This window comes from Roseateles paludis, from assembly GCF_039872745.1.
Classification (GTDB): domain Bacteria; phylum Pseudomonadota; class Gammaproteobacteria; order Burkholderiales; family Burkholderiaceae_C; genus Pelomonas; species Pelomonas paludis.
The window spans coordinates 233806-250381 of sequence record NZ_JBDPZD010000002.1 but is presented as its reverse complement, the minus strand read 5'-3'; the positions used below and the strand labels follow the sequence as shown (position 1 = coordinate 250381).

Annotated in this window: 17 protein-coding genes; 3 read left to right on the top strand and 14 right to left on the bottom strand. The window is 68.8% G+C overall.

The features are described 5' to 3' along the window. Nucleotides 1-33: 33 nt before the first annotated feature. Nucleotides 34-1596, bottom strand: coding sequence for a methyl-accepting chemotaxis protein (locus tag ABDJ85_RS07030; protein WP_347704062.1), 1563 nt, complete (start codon nucleotides 1594-1596; stop codon nucleotides 34-36). 110 nt (nucleotides 1597-1706) lie between these two features. Next, a complete protein-coding gene (locus ABDJ85_RS07025) occupies nucleotides 1707-2615 on the bottom strand; it encodes a LysR family transcriptional regulator (RefSeq protein WP_347704061.1) in 909 nt (302 codons plus the stop codon). A gap of 116 nt (nucleotides 2616-2731) precedes the next feature. Between ABDJ85_RS07025 and ABDJ85_RS07020 the strand changes: the two genes are divergently transcribed. Then, nucleotides 2732-3400: an NADPH-dependent F420 reductase gene (locus tag ABDJ85_RS07020; protein ID WP_347704060.1), complete on the top strand. Its 669-nt coding sequence runs from the start codon at nucleotides 2732-2734 to the stop codon at nucleotides 3398-3400. 39 nt (nucleotides 3401-3439) lie between these two features. Here ABDJ85_RS07020 and rng read toward each other — a convergent pair whose 3' ends face one another. From rng to ABDJ85_RS07000, 4 genes are read right to left on the bottom strand one after another with little or no spacing between them, the layout of a single operon-like run. Then, nucleotides 3440-4924, bottom strand: coding sequence for a ribonuclease G (gene rng / locus ABDJ85_RS07015; RefSeq protein WP_347704059.1), 1485 nt, complete (start codon nucleotides 4922-4924; stop codon nucleotides 3440-3442). A gap of 50 nt (nucleotides 4925-4974) precedes the next feature. Continuing rightward, complete coding sequence (locus ABDJ85_RS07010) at nucleotides 4975-5592, bottom strand: Maf family protein (protein ID WP_347704058.1); 618 nt, start codon at nucleotides 5590-5592, stop codon at nucleotides 4975-4977. Nucleotides 5593-5644: 52 nt separating this feature from the next. Next, on the bottom strand, nucleotides 5645-6547 hold the full coding sequence (locus tag ABDJ85_RS07005) for a PEP-CTERM sorting domain-containing protein (protein WP_347704057.1): 903 nt from the start codon (nucleotides 6545-6547) through the stop codon (nucleotides 5645-5647). A 36-nt stretch (nucleotides 6548-6583) separates the two neighbouring features. Next, nucleotides 6584-7135 (bottom strand): hypothetical protein, encoded by a 552-nt coding sequence (locus ABDJ85_RS07000; protein ID WP_347704056.1) that lies wholly within the window; start codon nucleotides 7133-7135, stop codon nucleotides 6584-6586. A 154-nt stretch (nucleotides 7136-7289) separates the two neighbouring features. Between ABDJ85_RS07000 and ABDJ85_RS06995 the strand changes: the two genes are divergently transcribed. Both ABDJ85_RS06995 and ABDJ85_RS06990 read left to right on the top strand, forming a co-directional pair. Beyond that, nucleotides 7290-7850: an ECF-type sigma factor gene (locus tag ABDJ85_RS06995; RefSeq protein ID WP_347704055.1), complete on the top strand. Its 561-nt coding sequence runs from the start codon at nucleotides 7290-7292 to the stop codon at nucleotides 7848-7850. Between the two features lie 46 nt (nucleotides 7851-7896). Further along, entirely contained in the window at nucleotides 7897-10620 is a 2724-nt protein-coding gene (locus ABDJ85_RS06990; protein WP_347704054.1) for a serine/threonine-protein kinase, read from the top strand. 13 nt (nucleotides 10621-10633) lie between these two features. On the opposite strand, the gene rlmH is transcribed toward ABDJ85_RS06990, so the two are convergent. The 8 genes from rlmH to ABDJ85_RS06950 form a co-directional block, all read right to left on the bottom strand. Further along, complete coding sequence (gene rlmH, locus ABDJ85_RS06985) at nucleotides 10634-11113, bottom strand: 23S rRNA (pseudouridine(1915)-N(3))-methyltransferase RlmH (RefSeq protein WP_347704053.1); 480 nt, start codon at nucleotides 11111-11113, stop codon at nucleotides 10634-10636. Nucleotides 11114-11120: 7 nt separating this feature from the next. Next, on the bottom strand, nucleotides 11121-11840 hold the full coding sequence (rsfS, locus tag ABDJ85_RS06980; protein WP_347704052.1) for a ribosome silencing factor: 720 nt from the start codon (nucleotides 11838-11840) through the stop codon (nucleotides 11121-11123). Beyond that, nucleotides 11841-12425: a nicotinate-nucleotide adenylyltransferase gene (gene nadD / locus ABDJ85_RS06975; protein ID WP_347704051.1), complete on the bottom strand. Its 585-nt coding sequence runs from the start codon at nucleotides 12423-12425 to the stop codon at nucleotides 11841-11843. It abuts the gene before it with no gap. 7 nt (nucleotides 12426-12432) lie between these two features. Further along, entirely contained in the window at nucleotides 12433-13359 is a 927-nt protein-coding gene (gene hemF, locus ABDJ85_RS06970) for an oxygen-dependent coproporphyrinogen oxidase (RefSeq protein ID WP_347704050.1), read from the bottom strand. After that, nucleotides 13356-13982: a 1-acyl-sn-glycerol-3-phosphate acyltransferase gene (locus ABDJ85_RS06965; RefSeq protein WP_347704049.1), complete on the bottom strand. Its 627-nt coding sequence runs from the start codon at nucleotides 13980-13982 to the stop codon at nucleotides 13356-13358. Before ABDJ85_RS06965 ends, hemF begins: the two co-directional genes overlap by 4 nt. Continuing rightward, on the bottom strand, nucleotides 13979-15259 hold the full coding sequence (gene purD / locus ABDJ85_RS06960; RefSeq protein ID WP_347704048.1) for a phosphoribosylamine--glycine ligase: 1281 nt from the start codon (nucleotides 15257-15259) through the stop codon (nucleotides 13979-13981). Before purD ends, ABDJ85_RS06965 begins: the two co-directional genes overlap by 4 nt. An 8-nt stretch (nucleotides 15260-15267) precedes the next feature. Further along, a complete protein-coding gene (locus ABDJ85_RS06955; RefSeq protein ID WP_347704047.1) occupies nucleotides 15268-15990 on the bottom strand; it encodes a YebC/PmpR family DNA-binding transcriptional regulator in 723 nt (240 codons plus the stop codon). Nucleotides 15991-16059: 69 nt separating this feature from the next. After that, the gene (locus tag ABDJ85_RS06950; RefSeq protein ID WP_347704046.1) at nucleotides 16060-16551 is read right to left on the bottom strand and encodes a GNAT family N-acetyltransferase; all 492 of its coding nucleotides are present in this window, start codon (nucleotides 16549-16551) and stop codon (nucleotides 16060-16062) included. Between the last annotated feature and the right edge of the window lie 25 nt (nucleotides 16552-16576).

The following is a 16576-nucleotide window of genomic DNA, read 5'->3' as shown; positions in this document are numbered from 1 at the left end:
CACGCCCCGGTCGCACCCCGTCGCACGCGGGCTTCAGCGCTGCCGCAGGCGGAAGACGGCGACGGCGTTCACCATGGTCTCGGCCTGCTGCTTGAGGCTCTCGGCGGCCGCCGCGCTTTCTTCGACCAGGGCGGCGTTCTGCTGGGTGACCTTGTCCATCTGGGTGATGGCCTCGCCCACCTGCGTCACGCCGCTGCTTTGCTCGGCGCTGGAGGACGCGATCTCGCCCATGATCTGGGTGACGCGGGCGATGCTGTCGACGATCTCGTTCATGGTGGCACCGGCCTGGTCGGCCAGCGCGCTGCCAGCGGCCACGCGCTCCACGCTGTTGTTGATGAGGCTCTTGATCTCCTTGGCAGCCTCGGCCGAGCGCTGGGCCAGCACGCGCACTTCTCCCGCCACCACGGCAAAGCCGCGGCCTTGCTCGCCAGCACGGGCCGCCTCGACCGCCGCATTGAGCGCCAGGATATTGGTCTGGAAGGCGATGCCGTCGATCACGCCAATGATGTCGGCGATCTTCTTGCTGGCCTGGTCGATGCCGCGCATGGTGTCCACCACCTGGCTGACCACATTGCCGCCGCGTGCGGCGATGTCGGAGGCGTTCTGCGCCAGGTCATTGGCGGTGCGGGCGCTGTCGGAGTTCTGGCGCACCGTGGTGCCGAGTTCGTCCATGGTCGCCGCAGTTTGCTGCAGCGCGCTGGCTTGCTCCTCGGTGCGTTGGCTCAGGTCGGCATTGCCGGTGGCCACTTGCTGCGAGCCCGTGGCAATCGAGTCGCTGCTGTTGCGCACGGTGCTGACGATCTGGGACAGGTTGTCATTCATCTCGCCCAGGGCGCGCAGCAGGTCGGCCACCTCGTCGCGGCCTTCGGTCTCGATGCTGCTTGAGAGGTCACCCGCCGAGACGGTCTTGGCGACCTCGACGGCCGAATGCAGCCGGCTGGTGATGCGGCGGGTGATGGCCAGCGCCATGGCCGCGCCAAAGCCGATGGCCACCAGGAGCAGGATGGCCGTGCTGCTGACGGCCGTTGAATAGACCTTTTGTGCAGATGTGCGTTCGGCGTTGGCGCCTTCCACATTGATGGCCACGCAGCGGTCGAGCGTGGCGATGAACTCGGTGAAGGCCTTGCTGCTGCTGTCGCTGGCCAGATCCCGGGCTTGGTCCAGGCCCTTGTCGCCCTGGTTCGAGAGCTCCAGCAAGCGGTCGTGCGTGCGCAGCACATTGCGCAGCTCCTTCTGCATCTCATCTGCCAGCTTTTGCTCTTCAGGCGAGCTGACCAGGTCCAGATAGGCCTTGAGCGCCGGCTCCAGCTTCTGCTTGACCAGGTCGTCATGCTCCATCTGCAGGCGCTTTTTGTCAGCCAGGTCGGGCTCCAGCACGTGGATCAGCACGCGGCGGCGCTCCGTGTTGGCCGTGGACTCGAGCACCGAGAGTGCCTTCACGCTGGGCATCCAGTTGTCGGCAAACTGCACGACGTTGGCGTTGATCTGACGCATCTGGAACAGGCCCAGCGCGCCGATGAAGCAAGTGATCAGAATGCCAATGCCAAAGCCCATGTAGAGCTGGGTGCCGATGCGGGCGCGCGTCAAGAACTGCATGAAGCCTCCGAGATTGCAGCTGCGGTGAGCAGTAGAGGCCTGCCCGCTGGCGGACGCAAGGTTTCAAGTGACCCTGGGGATGTAAGCTGCGGGCGTGCGCGCCAAGTTGTTCACGCCCGCAGGCGTTGGCTCAGCCCCGTTTGCATGATGCCGAGCAAGGCCTGGACCCGCTGCGGCAGCAGGTTGCGCCTCGTGGTGCAGACGTGTACCGGTGGGCCGGCATCCAGCTGGTCCGGCAGCACGGTGGTCAGGTGGCCCGTGGCCAGGTCGTCCACCACCAGATAGGCCGGCAGCACGGCCAGCCCCAGGCCCGCCAGGCACAGGGCATGGGCGGCTTCGAGCGAGTTCACTTCGGCCACGGGCTGCGAGAGCTGCAGATGCTCGGGCCCCTCCGGCGTCCGGAAGCGCCAGGAGCGCACCTGGCTCATCCCGGGTGGGCGCTGGGCGATGCACGGCCAGGCAGCGAGATCTGTGGGCCGCCGCGGACGCTTGTGCTGGCGCAGCAGGCCTGGCGCCGCGACCAGGGCCAGGCGGATGCGGCCGACGCTCCGTGCCACCAGATTGCTGTCGGGCAGATCGCCCAGCCGGACGGCGATGTCGATGCGTTGGCCGATGAGGTCTTCAATGCGGTCCGACCAAACCAGCTCCAGCTTCACCGCAGGATGAGCCTGGGCGAACGCCGCCAGATCGGGCATCAACAGGTGCTGGCCCAGGGTGTGGCTGCAGGTGAGCCGGATCGGGCCGCGCAGCCCCGTGTCGGCCTCGCCCAGGGACTGCAGGGCGGCGCCCACAGTCTCCAGGGCGGGGCCCACCGCCTGCACCAGCTCCAGCGCGCGCTCGGTGAGCAGGACCTGCCGGGTGCTGCGCTCGGCAAGCCTGACGCCGAGGCGTTTCTCGGTTTGCCCGATCAGGCGGCTCACCGCCGCCCGTGTCAGTTGCAGCTCGCGCGCTGCCGCCGCGAAGCTGCCCAGCGCTGCAACGCGCGAGAGCACCCAGAGGGCGCGAAGGTCTTGTTCCACCATGCCTGATTGTCAATCAATGCATGACAGTGCGAATCATTGTTGTGAGTTCCAGAGAGACGATGGCGGGCCAAGAATTCAGCCCGTCGAAATCCTCGATCTTTGAAAGGCAGACCATGAACACGACAACACGCTCCCCTATCGGCATTCTTGGCACCGGCAGCGTGGCCGAGTCTTTGGCGCGCGGGCTGCGGGCCCTGGGGCACCCGGTGATGGTGGCTGGGCGGGACGCCCAGGCCGCTGCGGCGAAGCTCCAGGCCTTCAGCGCTGAAACGGGTGTGATGACGGGCGACTACGCCCAGGCGGCGGCCTTCGGGGCCATCGTCTTCCTCGCCGTGAAGGGCGTCGCGGCCGAGGCCACGCTGGCCCCGGTGGCCGGGGCCTTGGCGGGCAAGGTGGTGGTGGATGCCACCAACCCGATCGAGGACGCGCCTCCCGAGCACGGCGTGCTGCGCTTCTTCACGGGGCCGAACGACTCGCTGGGCGAGCGCCTCCAGCGGGCGTTTCCGGCGCTCCGGGTGGTGAAGGCCTTCAACACGGTGGGCGCGGCCCTGTACTTCCGGCCGGCCTTGGCCGGTGGGGCGGGCTCGATGTTCATCGCCGGCAATGACGAGACTGCCAAGCAGGACGTTGCTGCCCTGATCCGGGACTTTGGCTGGGAGCCCTATGACTGTGGCCTCATCGAAGGCGCGCGCGTGACCGAACCGCTGTGCCAGCTCTGGTGCCTGCCCGGCTTCCTGCGCAACGACTGGGCGCACGCGTTCAAGGTGGTTGCCGCCGGCTGAGCAGCGTCGCCAGCCGCCGCACTGCGCATCGTGCCGCGATCACAGCAGCACGATGTCGTAGTGCTCGGTCTGGTTGGTGGGCTCGGCGGTCAGCGAGATGGGCTTGCCGATGAAGTCGGACAGGCCGGCCAGGTGGGCGCTCTCTTCGTCAAGCAGCATCTCGACGACATTGGCGGCCGCGACGATGCGGAACTCGCGCGGCGAGAACTGCCGCGCCTCGCGCAGGATCTCGCGCAGGATGTCGTAGCAGACGGTGCGTGCGGTCTTGACCTGGCCGCGGCCCTCGCAGGTGGGGCAGGGCTCGCAGAGCATGCGCGACAGCGACTCGCGCGTGCGCTTGCGCGTCATCTCCACGAGGCCGAGCTGGGTGAAGCCGCCCACGGTGACCTTGGTGCGGTCGCGCGCCAGCTGCTTCTTGAACTCGGCCAGCACGGCGGCCTTGTGGTCCTCGCGCACCATGTCGATGAAGTCCACGATGACGATGCCGCCCAGGTTGCGCAGGCGCAGCTGGCGGGCAATGCTGCCGGCTGCTTCGAGGTTGGTCTTGAAGATGGTGTCGTCAAAGTTGCGAGCACCGACGAAGCCGCCGGTGTTGACGTCGATGGTCGTCATCGCCTCGGTCTGGTCAAACACCAGGGAGCCGCCGGACTTGAGCTCGTACTTGCGCGCCAGCGCGCGGGCGATCTCGGTGTCGATGTTGCACAGGTCGAAGATCGGCCGCTCGCCCCGGTAGTGCTCCAGCTTGCTGCTCACCTTGGGCATGAAGGTGTCTGCGAACTGGCGCAGCACCTGGTACTGCAGCGCCGAGTCGATGCGGATGGCATTGGTGCGCTCGGTGGTCAGGTCGCGCAGCACGCGTTCGACCAGGCTCAGGTCCTGGTGCAGCAGGCTGGGCGGCGCGGCGCTGCGCGCCTTGTCGCGGATCTGCTGCCAGGTCGTGCGCAGGTAGGCGATGTCGCCAGCCAGGTCCTCATCGGTGGCCTCCTCAGCATTGGTGCGCAGGATGAAGCCGCCGCCACCGCCTTGCTCGGTCGTGCCGACCAGGGCCTGCATGCGCGTGCGCAGCAGCTCGCGCGTCTCGGGCGAGCCGATCTTCTGGCTGATGCCGATGTGCTCGTCCTGCGGCAGGTGCACCAGCATGCGCCCGGCAATGCTGATCTGGCTGGACAGGCGTGCGCCCTTGGTGCCGATGGGGTCCTTGATGACCTGGACCAGCAGCGGCTGGCCCTCGAAGACCAGGCGCTCGATGGGGGTGGGCGTGTCGGCGTTGTGGTTGTGCCGGCCATTGCCTCCAGCCTGGGCGGCCTGCAGGTCGGCCACGTGCAGGAAGGCCGCGCGCTCCAGGCCAATGTCGATGAAGGCCGACTGCATGCCCGGCAGCACCCGCACCACGCGCCCCAGGTAGACGTTGCCGACCAAGCCGCGCTCCAGTGCGCGCTCGATGTGCAGCTCCTGCACGGCGCCGTTTTCGACCACGGCCACACGGGTCTCCTGCGGAGACCAGTTGATGAGGATGTCTTCCATCGCTCGAATCCTTGAATGCTGACGCTTGCAGCCGCGCAGGGCTGCAGGCGTCAGAGTTCGAAGCCCGATTCTTGGAGCAAGGTGGCCGTTTCGTAGAGGGGCAACCCCATGATGCCGCTGTAGCTGCCGGCAATGTGCACGATCCAGGCGGCTGCCTGGCTCTGGATGGCATAGGCCCCGGCCTTGCCAAAGGGCTCGCCGCTGGCCACATAGCGCTCGATCTGGGTCGGGCTCAGCGGCGCGAATTGAACGGTGGAGACCGACTGGCGGGCGCGGCGCTGGCCGCCGTCGGCAACGGCGACCGAGGTGATGACCTCGTGCTGCTGGCCCGAGAGCAGGCCGAGGATGCGCGCGGCGTCCGTCCCGTCCTGCGGCTTGCCCAGGATCTGGTCGCCCAGGGCGACGGTGGTGTCGGCGCAGAGGATGGGCGCGGGCGGCAGGCCGCGGGCTGCCAGGCGCTGGACGGCGGCATCCAGCTTGGCGGCGGTGACGCGGGCGCAGTAGGCAGCCGGGGCCTCACCGGCTCGTTCGGCCTCCAGGCTCTCGGCGTCTTCCTCCGCGCCGGGCAGGAGCAGCTCGTGGGCCACGCCGATCTGCTCGAGCAGCTGACGGCGGCGTGGGCTTTGGGAGGCGAGATAGATGAAACGGGGGGCAGGGGACGCTGGCATCGCGGGGCATTGTGGCCTGCCGCGCGATGCCTACTTGGCGTCAATGCCGGCGTCAGTTCTGCTGGCGGCGGCGCAGGCGCCAGCCCACGGCGCCAAGCCCGGCCAGCAGCAGCAGGGCCGGCTGCGGCTCAGGCACCGGCACGGCCGAGGTGATGAAGTGTCCGTCGTCGGCCAGGCCATTGGCCCCGGTGAAGCCCACATAGACCGGCTGGCCGGCCAGGCCCAGCGCCGCAAAGTCCACCCCTGACGAGACACTGAAGCTGCCGTAGTCGAGGTTCTCGATCGTGCCGGTGAAGGTGCCGGCCGAGTCGCCCAGGCCCGAGGCGGTGTAGTGCACCGCGCCCCACCATTGGTAGTTGATGACGCGGATGCTGTCGCCCAGGCCGGTTTCGGTGGCCGCCAGCGGTGTGACCGAGCCGCCCGCCAGCACCTGCAGGCTGGGCGAGACGGGCTCGCCGTTGAAGTGGAAGGTGTCCACCGCAAAGGCCACGCTGGCCGAGCTGGTGCCGTCATAGCCGAGGCCCGAGCCCGCGCTGCCCAGCAGCGGCGTGTCGGTCAGCGTGAAGGTGAAGCCGTCACCCCGCACCACCTCGCCGGCCGGGATGAAGAAGGTGAAATGGAAATCGAAGTCCTGGTTGAAGTCCAGCGCCAGCGGGGCGGGCGCAAAGCCGGCACCGACCTGGCCACCCACATGGTGCTGGGTCAGCATCAGCTCGCTGTACTTGAAGCCATTGCCCGGCACGTCATAGCTGGCCGTGGCATTGCCCAGCAGGGTCCAGGTGCGGAAGTCGGTGAAGGTGCTGCTGAAGTCCCAGCTCTGTGCGGCCTGCGCACCCAGGGTGCCGAGCGCGAGGGCCAGGGTGGCGCTCAATCGGCGCAGATGGCCGAGGGTGCTGGGAGCGGCGGCGGCGAGGCTGGGCCTGGCGACTGGCGTGGTGCAGGGTGACGTTGACATGGCGATGCGGCTCGGTTGGGTTGCGGGGGGCGGGATTCAGGCCGGGCGGCGGCGCAGGGCGACCAGGCCCAGGCCGGCCAGCAGCAGCCAGCCGCCTGACATCTCGGGCACGGCGCTGATGCTCAGCTGACCGTTGAAATCGGCGTTGCCAGATACCGGCGAGCCGCCTGCAAAGGGCACGACGTAGAGGCCACTGACCACGCCGGGCGACGTCGGCAGTGCTGTCTGGCCGTCAAAGAACCAGAAGTTCGCGCCGCCGTCTGGACTGCCGAGGCCGCATTGCACGTCGGCGCCGTTCGGCAAATCGATGCCCGACGACGCAAACAGGAAACAGCGCCCCTGAGAGGCGAGCGTGGTGCTGGTGCCGTGGTCGATCACCCAGCTGTTCAGCCCGTCGCTGATGGTGAAAGGTGTGAAGCTGAACGCGTCGCCCGCCTGCAGCAGGTTGGGGACGGTGAACGAGAAGCTGATGGGCTGCCAGCCCTCGGGCTGGGCTGAGAAGCTGTAGGTGTACTGCGCCGAGGCCACCTGGGCGGTGGTGGCGAGCGTCAGCGCGAGGGCAAGGCGGCGAAGCAGTCGGGCGAGCATGGTGGGTTCTCCGTGGTGGCGGGTGGTGGGCGCCTGGCGCGGCGCTCCTGTCTTGGATCACGCAGGCCCGGCCACCAACCGGACATGCCGGACATGACTCCCCCGTGAACCGGGGGGATCTCGGCGGCCGGGCGGCGCGGGTACCCTGCGCGCCATGAGCGACCTGACCGTCCTGCTGGACCAAGCCCGTGGCGGCGATGCCGGGGCGCTGGACCGCGTCTTCGAGGCGCTCTATGAAGAGCTGGCCATGATGGCGCGCTCGCGCCTGCGCCGGGGCGAGCGGGTGACCCTGGCCGACACCGGCGCCCTGGTGCACGAGAGCTGGATGCGGCTGCGCCAGTCGGGCCGGCTCAACTTTGAGGACCGGGGCCACTTCCTGGCCCATGCGGCCCAGGTGATGCGTTCGGTGATCGTGGACATCGCGCGGCGCAGCCAGGCCCAGCGGCGTGGCGGTGACCAGGCCTTCGTCACCCTCGACACCCTGGTGTCCGACGCCGTGGCGGCGCCGGGCCCCGAGCCCGATGTGATCGAGGTCAGCGCCGCGCTCGACGAACTGGCGCGCCTGGACCCGCGCCTGGCGCGCGTGGTCGAGATGCGCTGGTTTGGTGGTGTGAGTGAGGCCGACATTGCCGAGACCCTGGGCGTCAGCGAGCGCACGGTGCGCCGCGACTGGGACAAGGCGCGCGCCTTCCTGCGCACCTTGCTCCGCACCTGAGCGGGCCGATGTCCGCTTTCAAGCCTGCAATGCGTGAAGGCTGCTGATGTCTGAACCCCTGCCTCCCACCGACCCTTCCCAAGGCGCTGCTGCGCTCAGCCCAGAGCAATGGGCGCAAATCTCCGCCTGGTTCGACGAAGGCAGCGAGCTGCCACTGGCTGAGCGCGAGGCCTGGCTGGCCCAGGTGCAGCTGCGCTCCGTGGAGGCCGCCCAGCTGATGCCCTGGCTGCGCCAGATGCTTGCAGCCCACGACGAGCGCCAGCCTGACGACTGGCTGGAGCAGGGGCCGAGCCTCAGCGCGTCGGCCGATGCTTTTGACGAGCTGCGCGGCATCGTGGCCGGTGCGCGCGTCGGGCCCTGGCTGCTGCACGAGCGCCTGGGCACCGGCGGGCAGGCCACGGTCTGGCGCGCCAGCCGGGTCGATGCGCTGCCGGCGCGCGAGGTGGCCCTCAAGCTGCCGCTGATTCACCGCGATGGCTCCCAACTGGCTGCCCGCTTTGCGCGTGAGCGCGAGATCCTGGCCCGGCTCTCCCACCCGCACATCGCGCCCCTTTACGCCGCCGGCCTCGCGCCCGACGGCACGCCCTGGCTGGCCATGGAGCTGGTGCAGGGCGAACCGCTGAACACTTGGTGCGACAGCCGCCAGCTCGGGCTCACCGAGCGGCTCAAGCTTTTCCAGCAAGTGGTCGAGGCCGTGGCCTACGCCCACGCCCGCCTGGTGCTGCACCGCGACCTCAAGCCCGCCCACATGCTGGTCACGCCGCAGGGCGAGGTGAAGCTGCTGGACTTCGGCATCGCCAAGCTGTTGGAAGACGGCACCCAGCCCGCCGATGCCACCGAGCTGACGCGCGCCGCCGGCCGCGTGATGACCACCGCCTACGCCTCACCCGAGCAGGTGCGCGGCGAGCCGCTGACCACCGCTGCCGACCTCTATGCGCTCGGCGTCGTGCTCTACGAGCTGGTCACCGGGCACCGGCCCTATGCCACGCGCCTCGGCACCTCGGCGCAGCTGGAAAACGCCATCGCCGAGGGCGACCTGATCCGCGCGGCCGATGCCGTGACCGATGCCGACGCCTCGCTGCGCAGCGACACGCGCCGGGCTCTCGTCCGCCAGTTGCGCGGTGACCTGGGCGCCGTGCTCGACAAGGCCTTGCAGCTCGACCCCGCCAAGCGCTACGCCAGCGCCGAGGCCCTGGCCGCCGACCTTGACCGTCTGCTGAGCGGCCACCCGGTTCAGGCCGCCCAGACCAGCCGCTGGCAACGCGCCTGGAAGTTCACGCGCCGCCACCGGCTCAGCGTGGGGCTCAGCACCCTGGCCGTGTGCAGCCTGGTCGGGGTGACGACGGCCGCCGTCTGGCAGGCGCGTGAGGCCCAAGCCCAGCGCGCCAAGGCCGAGGCCTCGCTCAGCACTACCGAGCACTTCGCCTTCTTCCTGGGCGACCTGCTGGGCGACGCCCTGGCCGCTGGCAGCAACGAGCCGCCCGCCACCATCGTCAGCCGCGCCGAGCGCATGGCGCGCAACGAGTTCGCGCGCAACCCAGAGACCCTGTCGCGCGTGCTGCAAGCTGTGGCCCAGCACCACGGCGGCATCGGGGAATCTGCTCAGGCCGCCAAGCTCTACGAAGAGGCGCGCACGCTGACCCAGGACCGGGCGCAGCAACAGGCCATCGCCTGCGGCCTGGGCATGATGTTGCAGCGCATGGGCAAGCCCAAGGAGGCCATCGCCTTGATGGAGCCCGTGGTGGCCGACCCCGTCGCCGAGGCCGTGTCGCGCTCGAACTGCGCGTCCTACATCGCCACCATCCGCCTCAACCTCGGCGACATCGACGGCGCCTTGCAGGCAGCTGATGAATCCTGGGCCTACTGGCAGGCCATGCCCCACCCGCTGCAGCAGTTCGAGGGCCAGCTGCTGGTGCTCAAGGCCAGCATCCTGATGTACACGCCGCGCGTGGCCGAGGCTGATGCGCTGTTCGCCCGCGCCGCTGAGCTGATGCGAGAGCAAAGCCGCGACCAAGGCATGTCCTACGTGGCCACGCTCAACAACTGGGCGTTGGCCAACTTCCTGGCTGGGCAGCTGCAAACCGCGCAAGCCCGCCATGACGAGATGCTGGCCGCCGCGCAGCGCAATGCCGGTGCCCAGGGCGTGGCCCCGATCAACTACCTGAATGCCTCGACCGACCGGCTCGAGGCCGGCCTCTACCCAGCCGCAGCCGAGTACTACGGCAAGACCCTGCAGGCCGCCAGGGCCTGGCGCGCCGTGGGCTTTGCGGCCAGTGCGCAGTGCCTGGGCGGCGTGGCCTTGCTGCGTGAGGGCCGCTTGAAGGAGGCGCAAGCGCTGCTCGCCAAGGGCCTGGCCGAGCCGCTGACCGACAGCCCCAGCGACCGCATTGCCGCCGGTAACTGCAAGAGCGCACGGGCCCAGTTCGCGCTGGCGCGCGGTGACGCGGCCGAAGGCCTGGCGCTGTTCACTGACCTGCTCTCAACCCCGAAGCTGCGCGACGCCACACGCTCGCACTATCTGCAGTGGCGGGCCCGCGCGCATCTGGCGGCGGGCGATGCCGCTGCGGCACGCCAGGATGCCGAGGCAGCACTCAAGATCGCGCGCCAGTTGCAGGGCGCGCAGCCCAACTCCTTCCGCACCGCGCTGGCGCTGGATGCGCTGGCCCGCGTGCTGGCCGCGCAGCAGGACGCCGCTGCAGCCACCACGCGCCAGGAGGCCGACACAGCGCTGGCCGCCAACCTGGCGCCGACGCACTGGCTGCGGCAGTAGTTATTCGCGGTGGCTACTCGCGGTGGTAAGGGTGGCCGGTGGTCACCGTCCAGGCGCGGTACAGCCCCTCGGCCAGCAGCACGCGCGCAAAGGCGTGGGGCAGGGTGAGGTCGGACAGGCGCAGGGTCTCGTCGGCCGTGGCCTTGAGGTCGGGGTGCAGGCCGTCCGGCCCGCCGATGATGAGCGCGGCATCGCGGCCTTCGCCCATCCAGAGCTTGAGGCGCTCGGCCAACTCGACGGTCGTGCGGCGCGTGCCGCGCTCGTCGAGCACGATGCGGCGCACGCCCGATTTTGCGAAAGACTGCAGCGCCGCCTCGATGCGCGCGCCCTCGGCCGCCATCAATTGCTCGGCCGTCTTGCTGCCGCGTGTCTCGGCCTTGACGGCCTTGAGCTCCAAGCGCAGCTCGGGCGGGAAGCGCTTGGCGAAGTCCTGGTAAGCGTCCTCGGCCCAGGCCGGCATGCGCTGGCCCACGGCCACTAGCAGCAGGCGCATGGGCGGATCAGCGCTTGGCGGAGGTCTTCTTTGCCGCTGTCTTGGCCGGGGCCTTCTTGGCGGGGGCTGACTTGGCGGCCGCCTTCTTGGCTGCGGGCTTGGCCGTAGGCTTGGCCGCTCCGACCTTGACCGTCTGGTTCACCGGCGCCCGGGTACCAACGACGCGGCTCACGCCCTTGGCGGTCTTCTTGGCCGGCGCCTTCTTGGCGGGCGCCGTCTTGGTGGCCGGTGCCTTGCCGCCCGAGGTCTTGGCTGCGGCCTTCTTGGCTGCAGGTGCGGCCTTCTTTGCCGCCGGTTTGGCAGCCGGTTTGGCAGCGGCCTTTGCAGCGGGCTTGGCCGCCTTGGTCGGCATTTCCTCCGACGCCTTGGGCAGCTTGGTCTCGCCCGGGGCCTTGAGCTTCACGGGCTTGCCGCCCCAGATCTCTTCCAGGTTGTAGTACTGGCGGATGGCGGGTTGCATCACGTGCACGACGGCAGCGCCGCAGTCCACGATGATCCATTCGCCGTTGTCCTCGCCCTCGGTGCGCATGACGCTCATGCCGCGACCCTTGACGGTCTCGCGCACGCTGGAGGCCAGGGCTTTGGTCTGCCGGTTGCTGGTGCCCGAGGCAATGATCACGCGCTCAAAGAGCGGTGACAGATGCTCGGTGTTGAACACGACGATCTGTTGAGCCTTGACGTCTTCGAGGCCATCGACGATGGCGCGTTGCAGTTTGCGAATGTCCATTCAGAGGGGTGCGTACAAATGGTGCTGGGCAATATAGCCCGCCACTTCAAGGCCCACCAGGGGCGAAATGTCGTCGCCTCGCGCCAAAGCGTGACGAACGGCGGTGGATGAGACAGGGTGATCGGCCAGGTTCAGCACCTGGACCTCATGCGGCGGCAGGGCCACCGACCCCCGCACGGCCTGCCCGGCACGCGGCACGACGACGAGCCGCGCCAGGCGCAGGACCTCTTCGGCCTGGTACCAGGTGTGCAGGTTCAGGTACTGGTCCTGACCGATGAGGAAGTCGATCTCGGCGCCGGGCTGCTCGCGGTGGAACTCGCGCAGCGTGTCGACCGTGAAGCTGGGGCCCACGCGGTGCAGCTCGCGCTCATCCACGGCAAAACGCGGCTCGGCGGCGGTCAGCAGCTTGATCATGGCGACACGGTGCTCGGGCTCAGCCATCTGGCGGTCGGCCTTCTGCCAGGGGCGGCCGGCGGGCAGCCACAGCAGGCGGTCGGGCTGCAGCTGCTGCAGGGCGAGGCGCGCAAAGGCGAGGTGACCAAGATGCGGCGGGTCGAAGCTGCCGCCGAAGAGAGCGAGTTTCACTGGGCGTTCACAGCCACAACGCCGTCGGCGTCTCGTCGGCCCAGTCGCGGGGGCGCAGGAAGTCGCTGTAGAGCTTGGCCTCGGGCGTGCCGGCCTCGGGGGCCCAGCTGTAGCGCCAGTTCACCACCGGGGGCATGGACATGAGGATGGACTCGGTGCGCCCACCCGACTGCAGGCCAAAGAGCGTGCCGCGGTCGAACACCAGGTTGAACTCGACGTAGCGGCCGCGCCGGTAGGCCTGGAAGTCGCGCTCGCGCTCGCCATAGGCATAGCCCTGGCGGCGCTCCACGATGGGCAGGTAGGCGGCGGTGAAGGCGTCGCCCACAGATTGGATCAGCGCGAAGCCCGCGTCGAAACCGGGCTCGCTGATGTCGTCAAAGAAGATGCCGCCGATGCCGCGCGGCTCGTTGCGGTGCTTGAGGAAGAAGTACTCATCGCACCAGGGCTTGAACTTGGCATAGCGCTCGGGGCCGACGGCGTCGCGGCAGACGCGGTGGAAGTGCTGGGCGTCGCGCTCGTAGCCGTAATAGGGCGTGAGGTCCATGCCGCCGCCAAACCAGACCACGGCCTCGCGGTCTGCTGGCAGGGCAGCAAACATGCGCACATTCATGTGCACCGTGGGCACGAAGGGGTTGTGCGGGTGCAGGACCAGGGACACGCCCATGGCCTCGAAAGGCGCACCGGCCAGCTCGGGGCGGTGCTGGGTGGCCGAAGGCGGCAGCACGCGGCCTTTGACGTGCGAGAAGTTGACGCCGCCGCGCTCGAACACCGAACCGCCCTCGATCAGGCGCGACAGGCCATCGCCCTCCAGCCGCCCGCCGGGCTCGCGCGTCCAGCCATCGGACAGGAAGGCATTGCCGTCCACCTGCTCCAGGCTGCTGACGATGCGGTGCTGCAGGTCCAGCAAATAGTCTCGGACGGCGGTGCTGTTCATGGGCGCGGGGGCAGCGGTTGGATGGGCGAGGCCAGCTCGGGGCGGCAGCCCTGGCGGCCTTGCAGGTAGGCGCGGAAGGCGGCGAAGTCGGCCTCGATATTGCCCGTCAGGCGCAGAAAGTGGTTGACCCCGATGACGCGGGTCTTGAAGTCGAAGTAGGCCAGCCCGAGCGGCACGCCGGCCTGCACCGCCACCTGGTAGGCGCCGGTGCGCCAGCCGGGGCGCAGCGAGCGGGTGCCTTCAGGGGCGGCCACCAGCCAGAAGCTCTCGCCCCGGTCACGCGCCGCCTGCATCTGGCGCACCGTGTCGCCCACCAAGCCATGCGAGCTGCTGCGCTCGACCGCAATGCCGCCGATGTAGCGCATCCACCCGCCTACGACGGGCAGCTTGAAGAGGCTGTCCTTGGCCCAGAAGCGGGCCTGGAAGCCCAGCGCCCATTTGGCCAGCACCCCGACCGGGAAATCCCAGTTCGAGGTGTGCGGGTAGACCAGGATCACGCCCTGCTGGGCCGGCAGGCCCGTGGTGTCGAGCCGCCAGCCAAAGACGCTCAGGATCCCGCGTGCGAGCCGGCTCGGGCGGCCGAACGGGCAGGGCAGGTGGGTGAGCGTCTCGGGTTGGGTCAACGTTTGATCGCTCGGTGGCCGATGTCGGTGCGGAGCTGGCGGCCGTCGAACTCGATGCTGGCGGCCAACTCGTAGGCGGCCTGCGCGGCCTGCTTGACCGACTCGCCCAGCGCCGTGGCGCAGAGCACCCGGCCGCCGCTGGTGCGCAGCACCTCGCCGTCCAGCACCGTACCGGCGTGGAAGACCATGCCGTCTTCGGCATCCTTGGGCAGGCCGGTGATGGCGTCGCCCTTGCGGGGCGAGAGCGGGTAGCCGTGGGCGGCCAGCACCACGCCCAGCGCGGCGCGGCGGTCCCATTGCAGGTCGACCTGGTCGAGCGTGCCATCGGTGGCGTGCAGCAGCACATCCACCAGGTCGCTCTTGAGCCGCATCATGATGGGCTGGGTCTCGGGGTCGCCCATGCGGGTGTTGAACTCGACGGTGCGCGGCTGGCCGTGCTCGTCGATCATCAGCCCGGCGTAGAGGAAGCCGGTGAAGGGGTGGCCGTCCTTGGCCATGCCGGCGATGGTGGGCAGCACGATCTCGTGCATGGCCTTGGCGTGCACATTGGGCGTCACCACCGGGGCGGGCGAGTAGGCGCCCATGCCGCCGGTGTTGGGGCCCTGGTCGCCGTCGAGCAGGCGCTTGTGGTCCTGGCTGGTGGCCAGGGGCACGACGTGCTTGCCGTCACACAGGACGATGAAGCTGGCTTCCTCGCCCTGCAGGAATTCCTCGATCACGACGCGCGCGCCACCTTCGTTGTGGACCACGCCGAGTTTGTTGTCCGCCAGGATCCAGTCGATAGCCTCATGCGCTTCGGCCAGCGTCATCGCCACGACCACGCCCTTGCCGGCGGCCAGGCCATCGGCCTTGATGACGATGGGCGCGCCTTGCGCGTCCACATAGGCGTGGGCGGCGGCAGCGTCCGTGAAGGTCTCATAGGCGGCCGTGGGGATGCCATGGCGCTTCATGAAGGCCTTGGCGAAGGCCTTGGACGATTCCAGCTGCGCGGCCGCCTTGGTGGGGCCGAAGATGCGCAGGCCACGGGCGCGGAATTCATCCACGGCGCCGGCGGCCAGGTAGGCCTCGGGGCCGACCACGGTCAGGGCGATCTTTTGGTCAAAGGCGAAGTCGGCCAGGGCCTTCACGTCGCTGATCGGGACGTTTTTGAGCAGCGGGTCACGCGCGGTGCCGCCATTGCCCGGCGCCACATAGACCTGGCTCACCTTGGGGGACTGGGCCAGCTTCCAGGCCAGCGCGTGCTCACGGCCACCATTGCCGAGGACGAGAACTTTCATGGGTGCTTTCAGCCGAGCGAGGCGTTGTGATACACGGCCTGCACGTCGTCCAGGTCTTCCAGCACGTCGAGCAGCTTTTGCATGCGCTCGGCGTCTTCGCCGGTGATGTCGATGGTGTTTTCGGGTCGCATCGTCACTTCGGCCACATCGGGGTTGAGGCCGGCAGCCTCCAGCGCGGCCTTGACGGCCTCGTAGTCGCCTGGGGCCGTCAGCACCTCGATGGCGCCATCGTCGTCGGTCACCACGTCTTCAGCGCCGGCGTCCAGGGCCACTTCCATGACCTTGTCCTCCGAGGTGCCGGGGGCAAACACGAACTGCCCGCAGTGCTTGAACTGGAAGGCCACCGAGCCTTCGGTGCCCAGGTTGCCGCCGTACTTGCTGAAGGCGTGGCGCACCTCGGCCACGGTGCGGACGCGGTTGTCCGTCATGGTGTCGAGGATGATGGCCGCGCCGGCGATGCCATAGCCCTCGTAGCGGATTTCCTCGTAAGAGAGACCGTCGAGGTTGCCGCTGGCCTTGTCGATGTTGTACTTGATGCGGTCGGCCGGCATGTTGGCCGCCTTGGCCTTGTCCACGGCCAGCCGCAGGCGGGGGTTGTCCTTGATGTCCGGGCCACCCTGGCGTGCCGCCACGGTGATTTCACGAATGATCCGCGTCCAGACCTTGCCGCGCTTTTCATCCTGCCGCCCCTTGCGGTGCTGGATGTTGGCCCATTTGGAATGCCCTGCCATGAAGGAACCCTTTGACTCAGAGTCGTTTTGCGAAACCCGGCATTTTAGGAGGCGGGGCCGGGTGGGGGCTTACAACTCCGCGCCATGCAGCCGTGCTGGCAGCCAGCAGGCCATGCGCGTGACCCGGCTGCCCTTGAGCGTGTATTCGGCGGAGAGCGGGGCAAAGCCCAGCCGGCGGTAGAAACCCAAGGCAAACGGGCTGGCATTGAGCTCGACGGTGCCGGTGGTCGGGTGGTGAGCTTCGAGGTGGGTGCGGGCGGCTTCCCAGAGCTGACGACCCAGGCCACGGCCCATGTGGTCTGAATCGACAAAGAGCAAGCGCACGAAGTTCGGCCTAGGCAGCAGGATGAAACCGATCAACTGCAAGCCCTCAAAGGCACCGGCCGTGAAGCAGGCGCCTTCAATGTCGGCCTGCAAGGTGGCGGTGCTCATCTCTGACAGGAAGCGCTCTTGAGCCTCTGGCTGCCAGTCCTGTGCGATGTGGCACAGGAAGGCGGCGCGTGTCAGGTCCGCCGACGCTGCGGCGTCGGTGGGCAGGAGGGGGCGGAAGTCGAGTGCCATGCGCGAGATCGGTTCGGCAGATCAG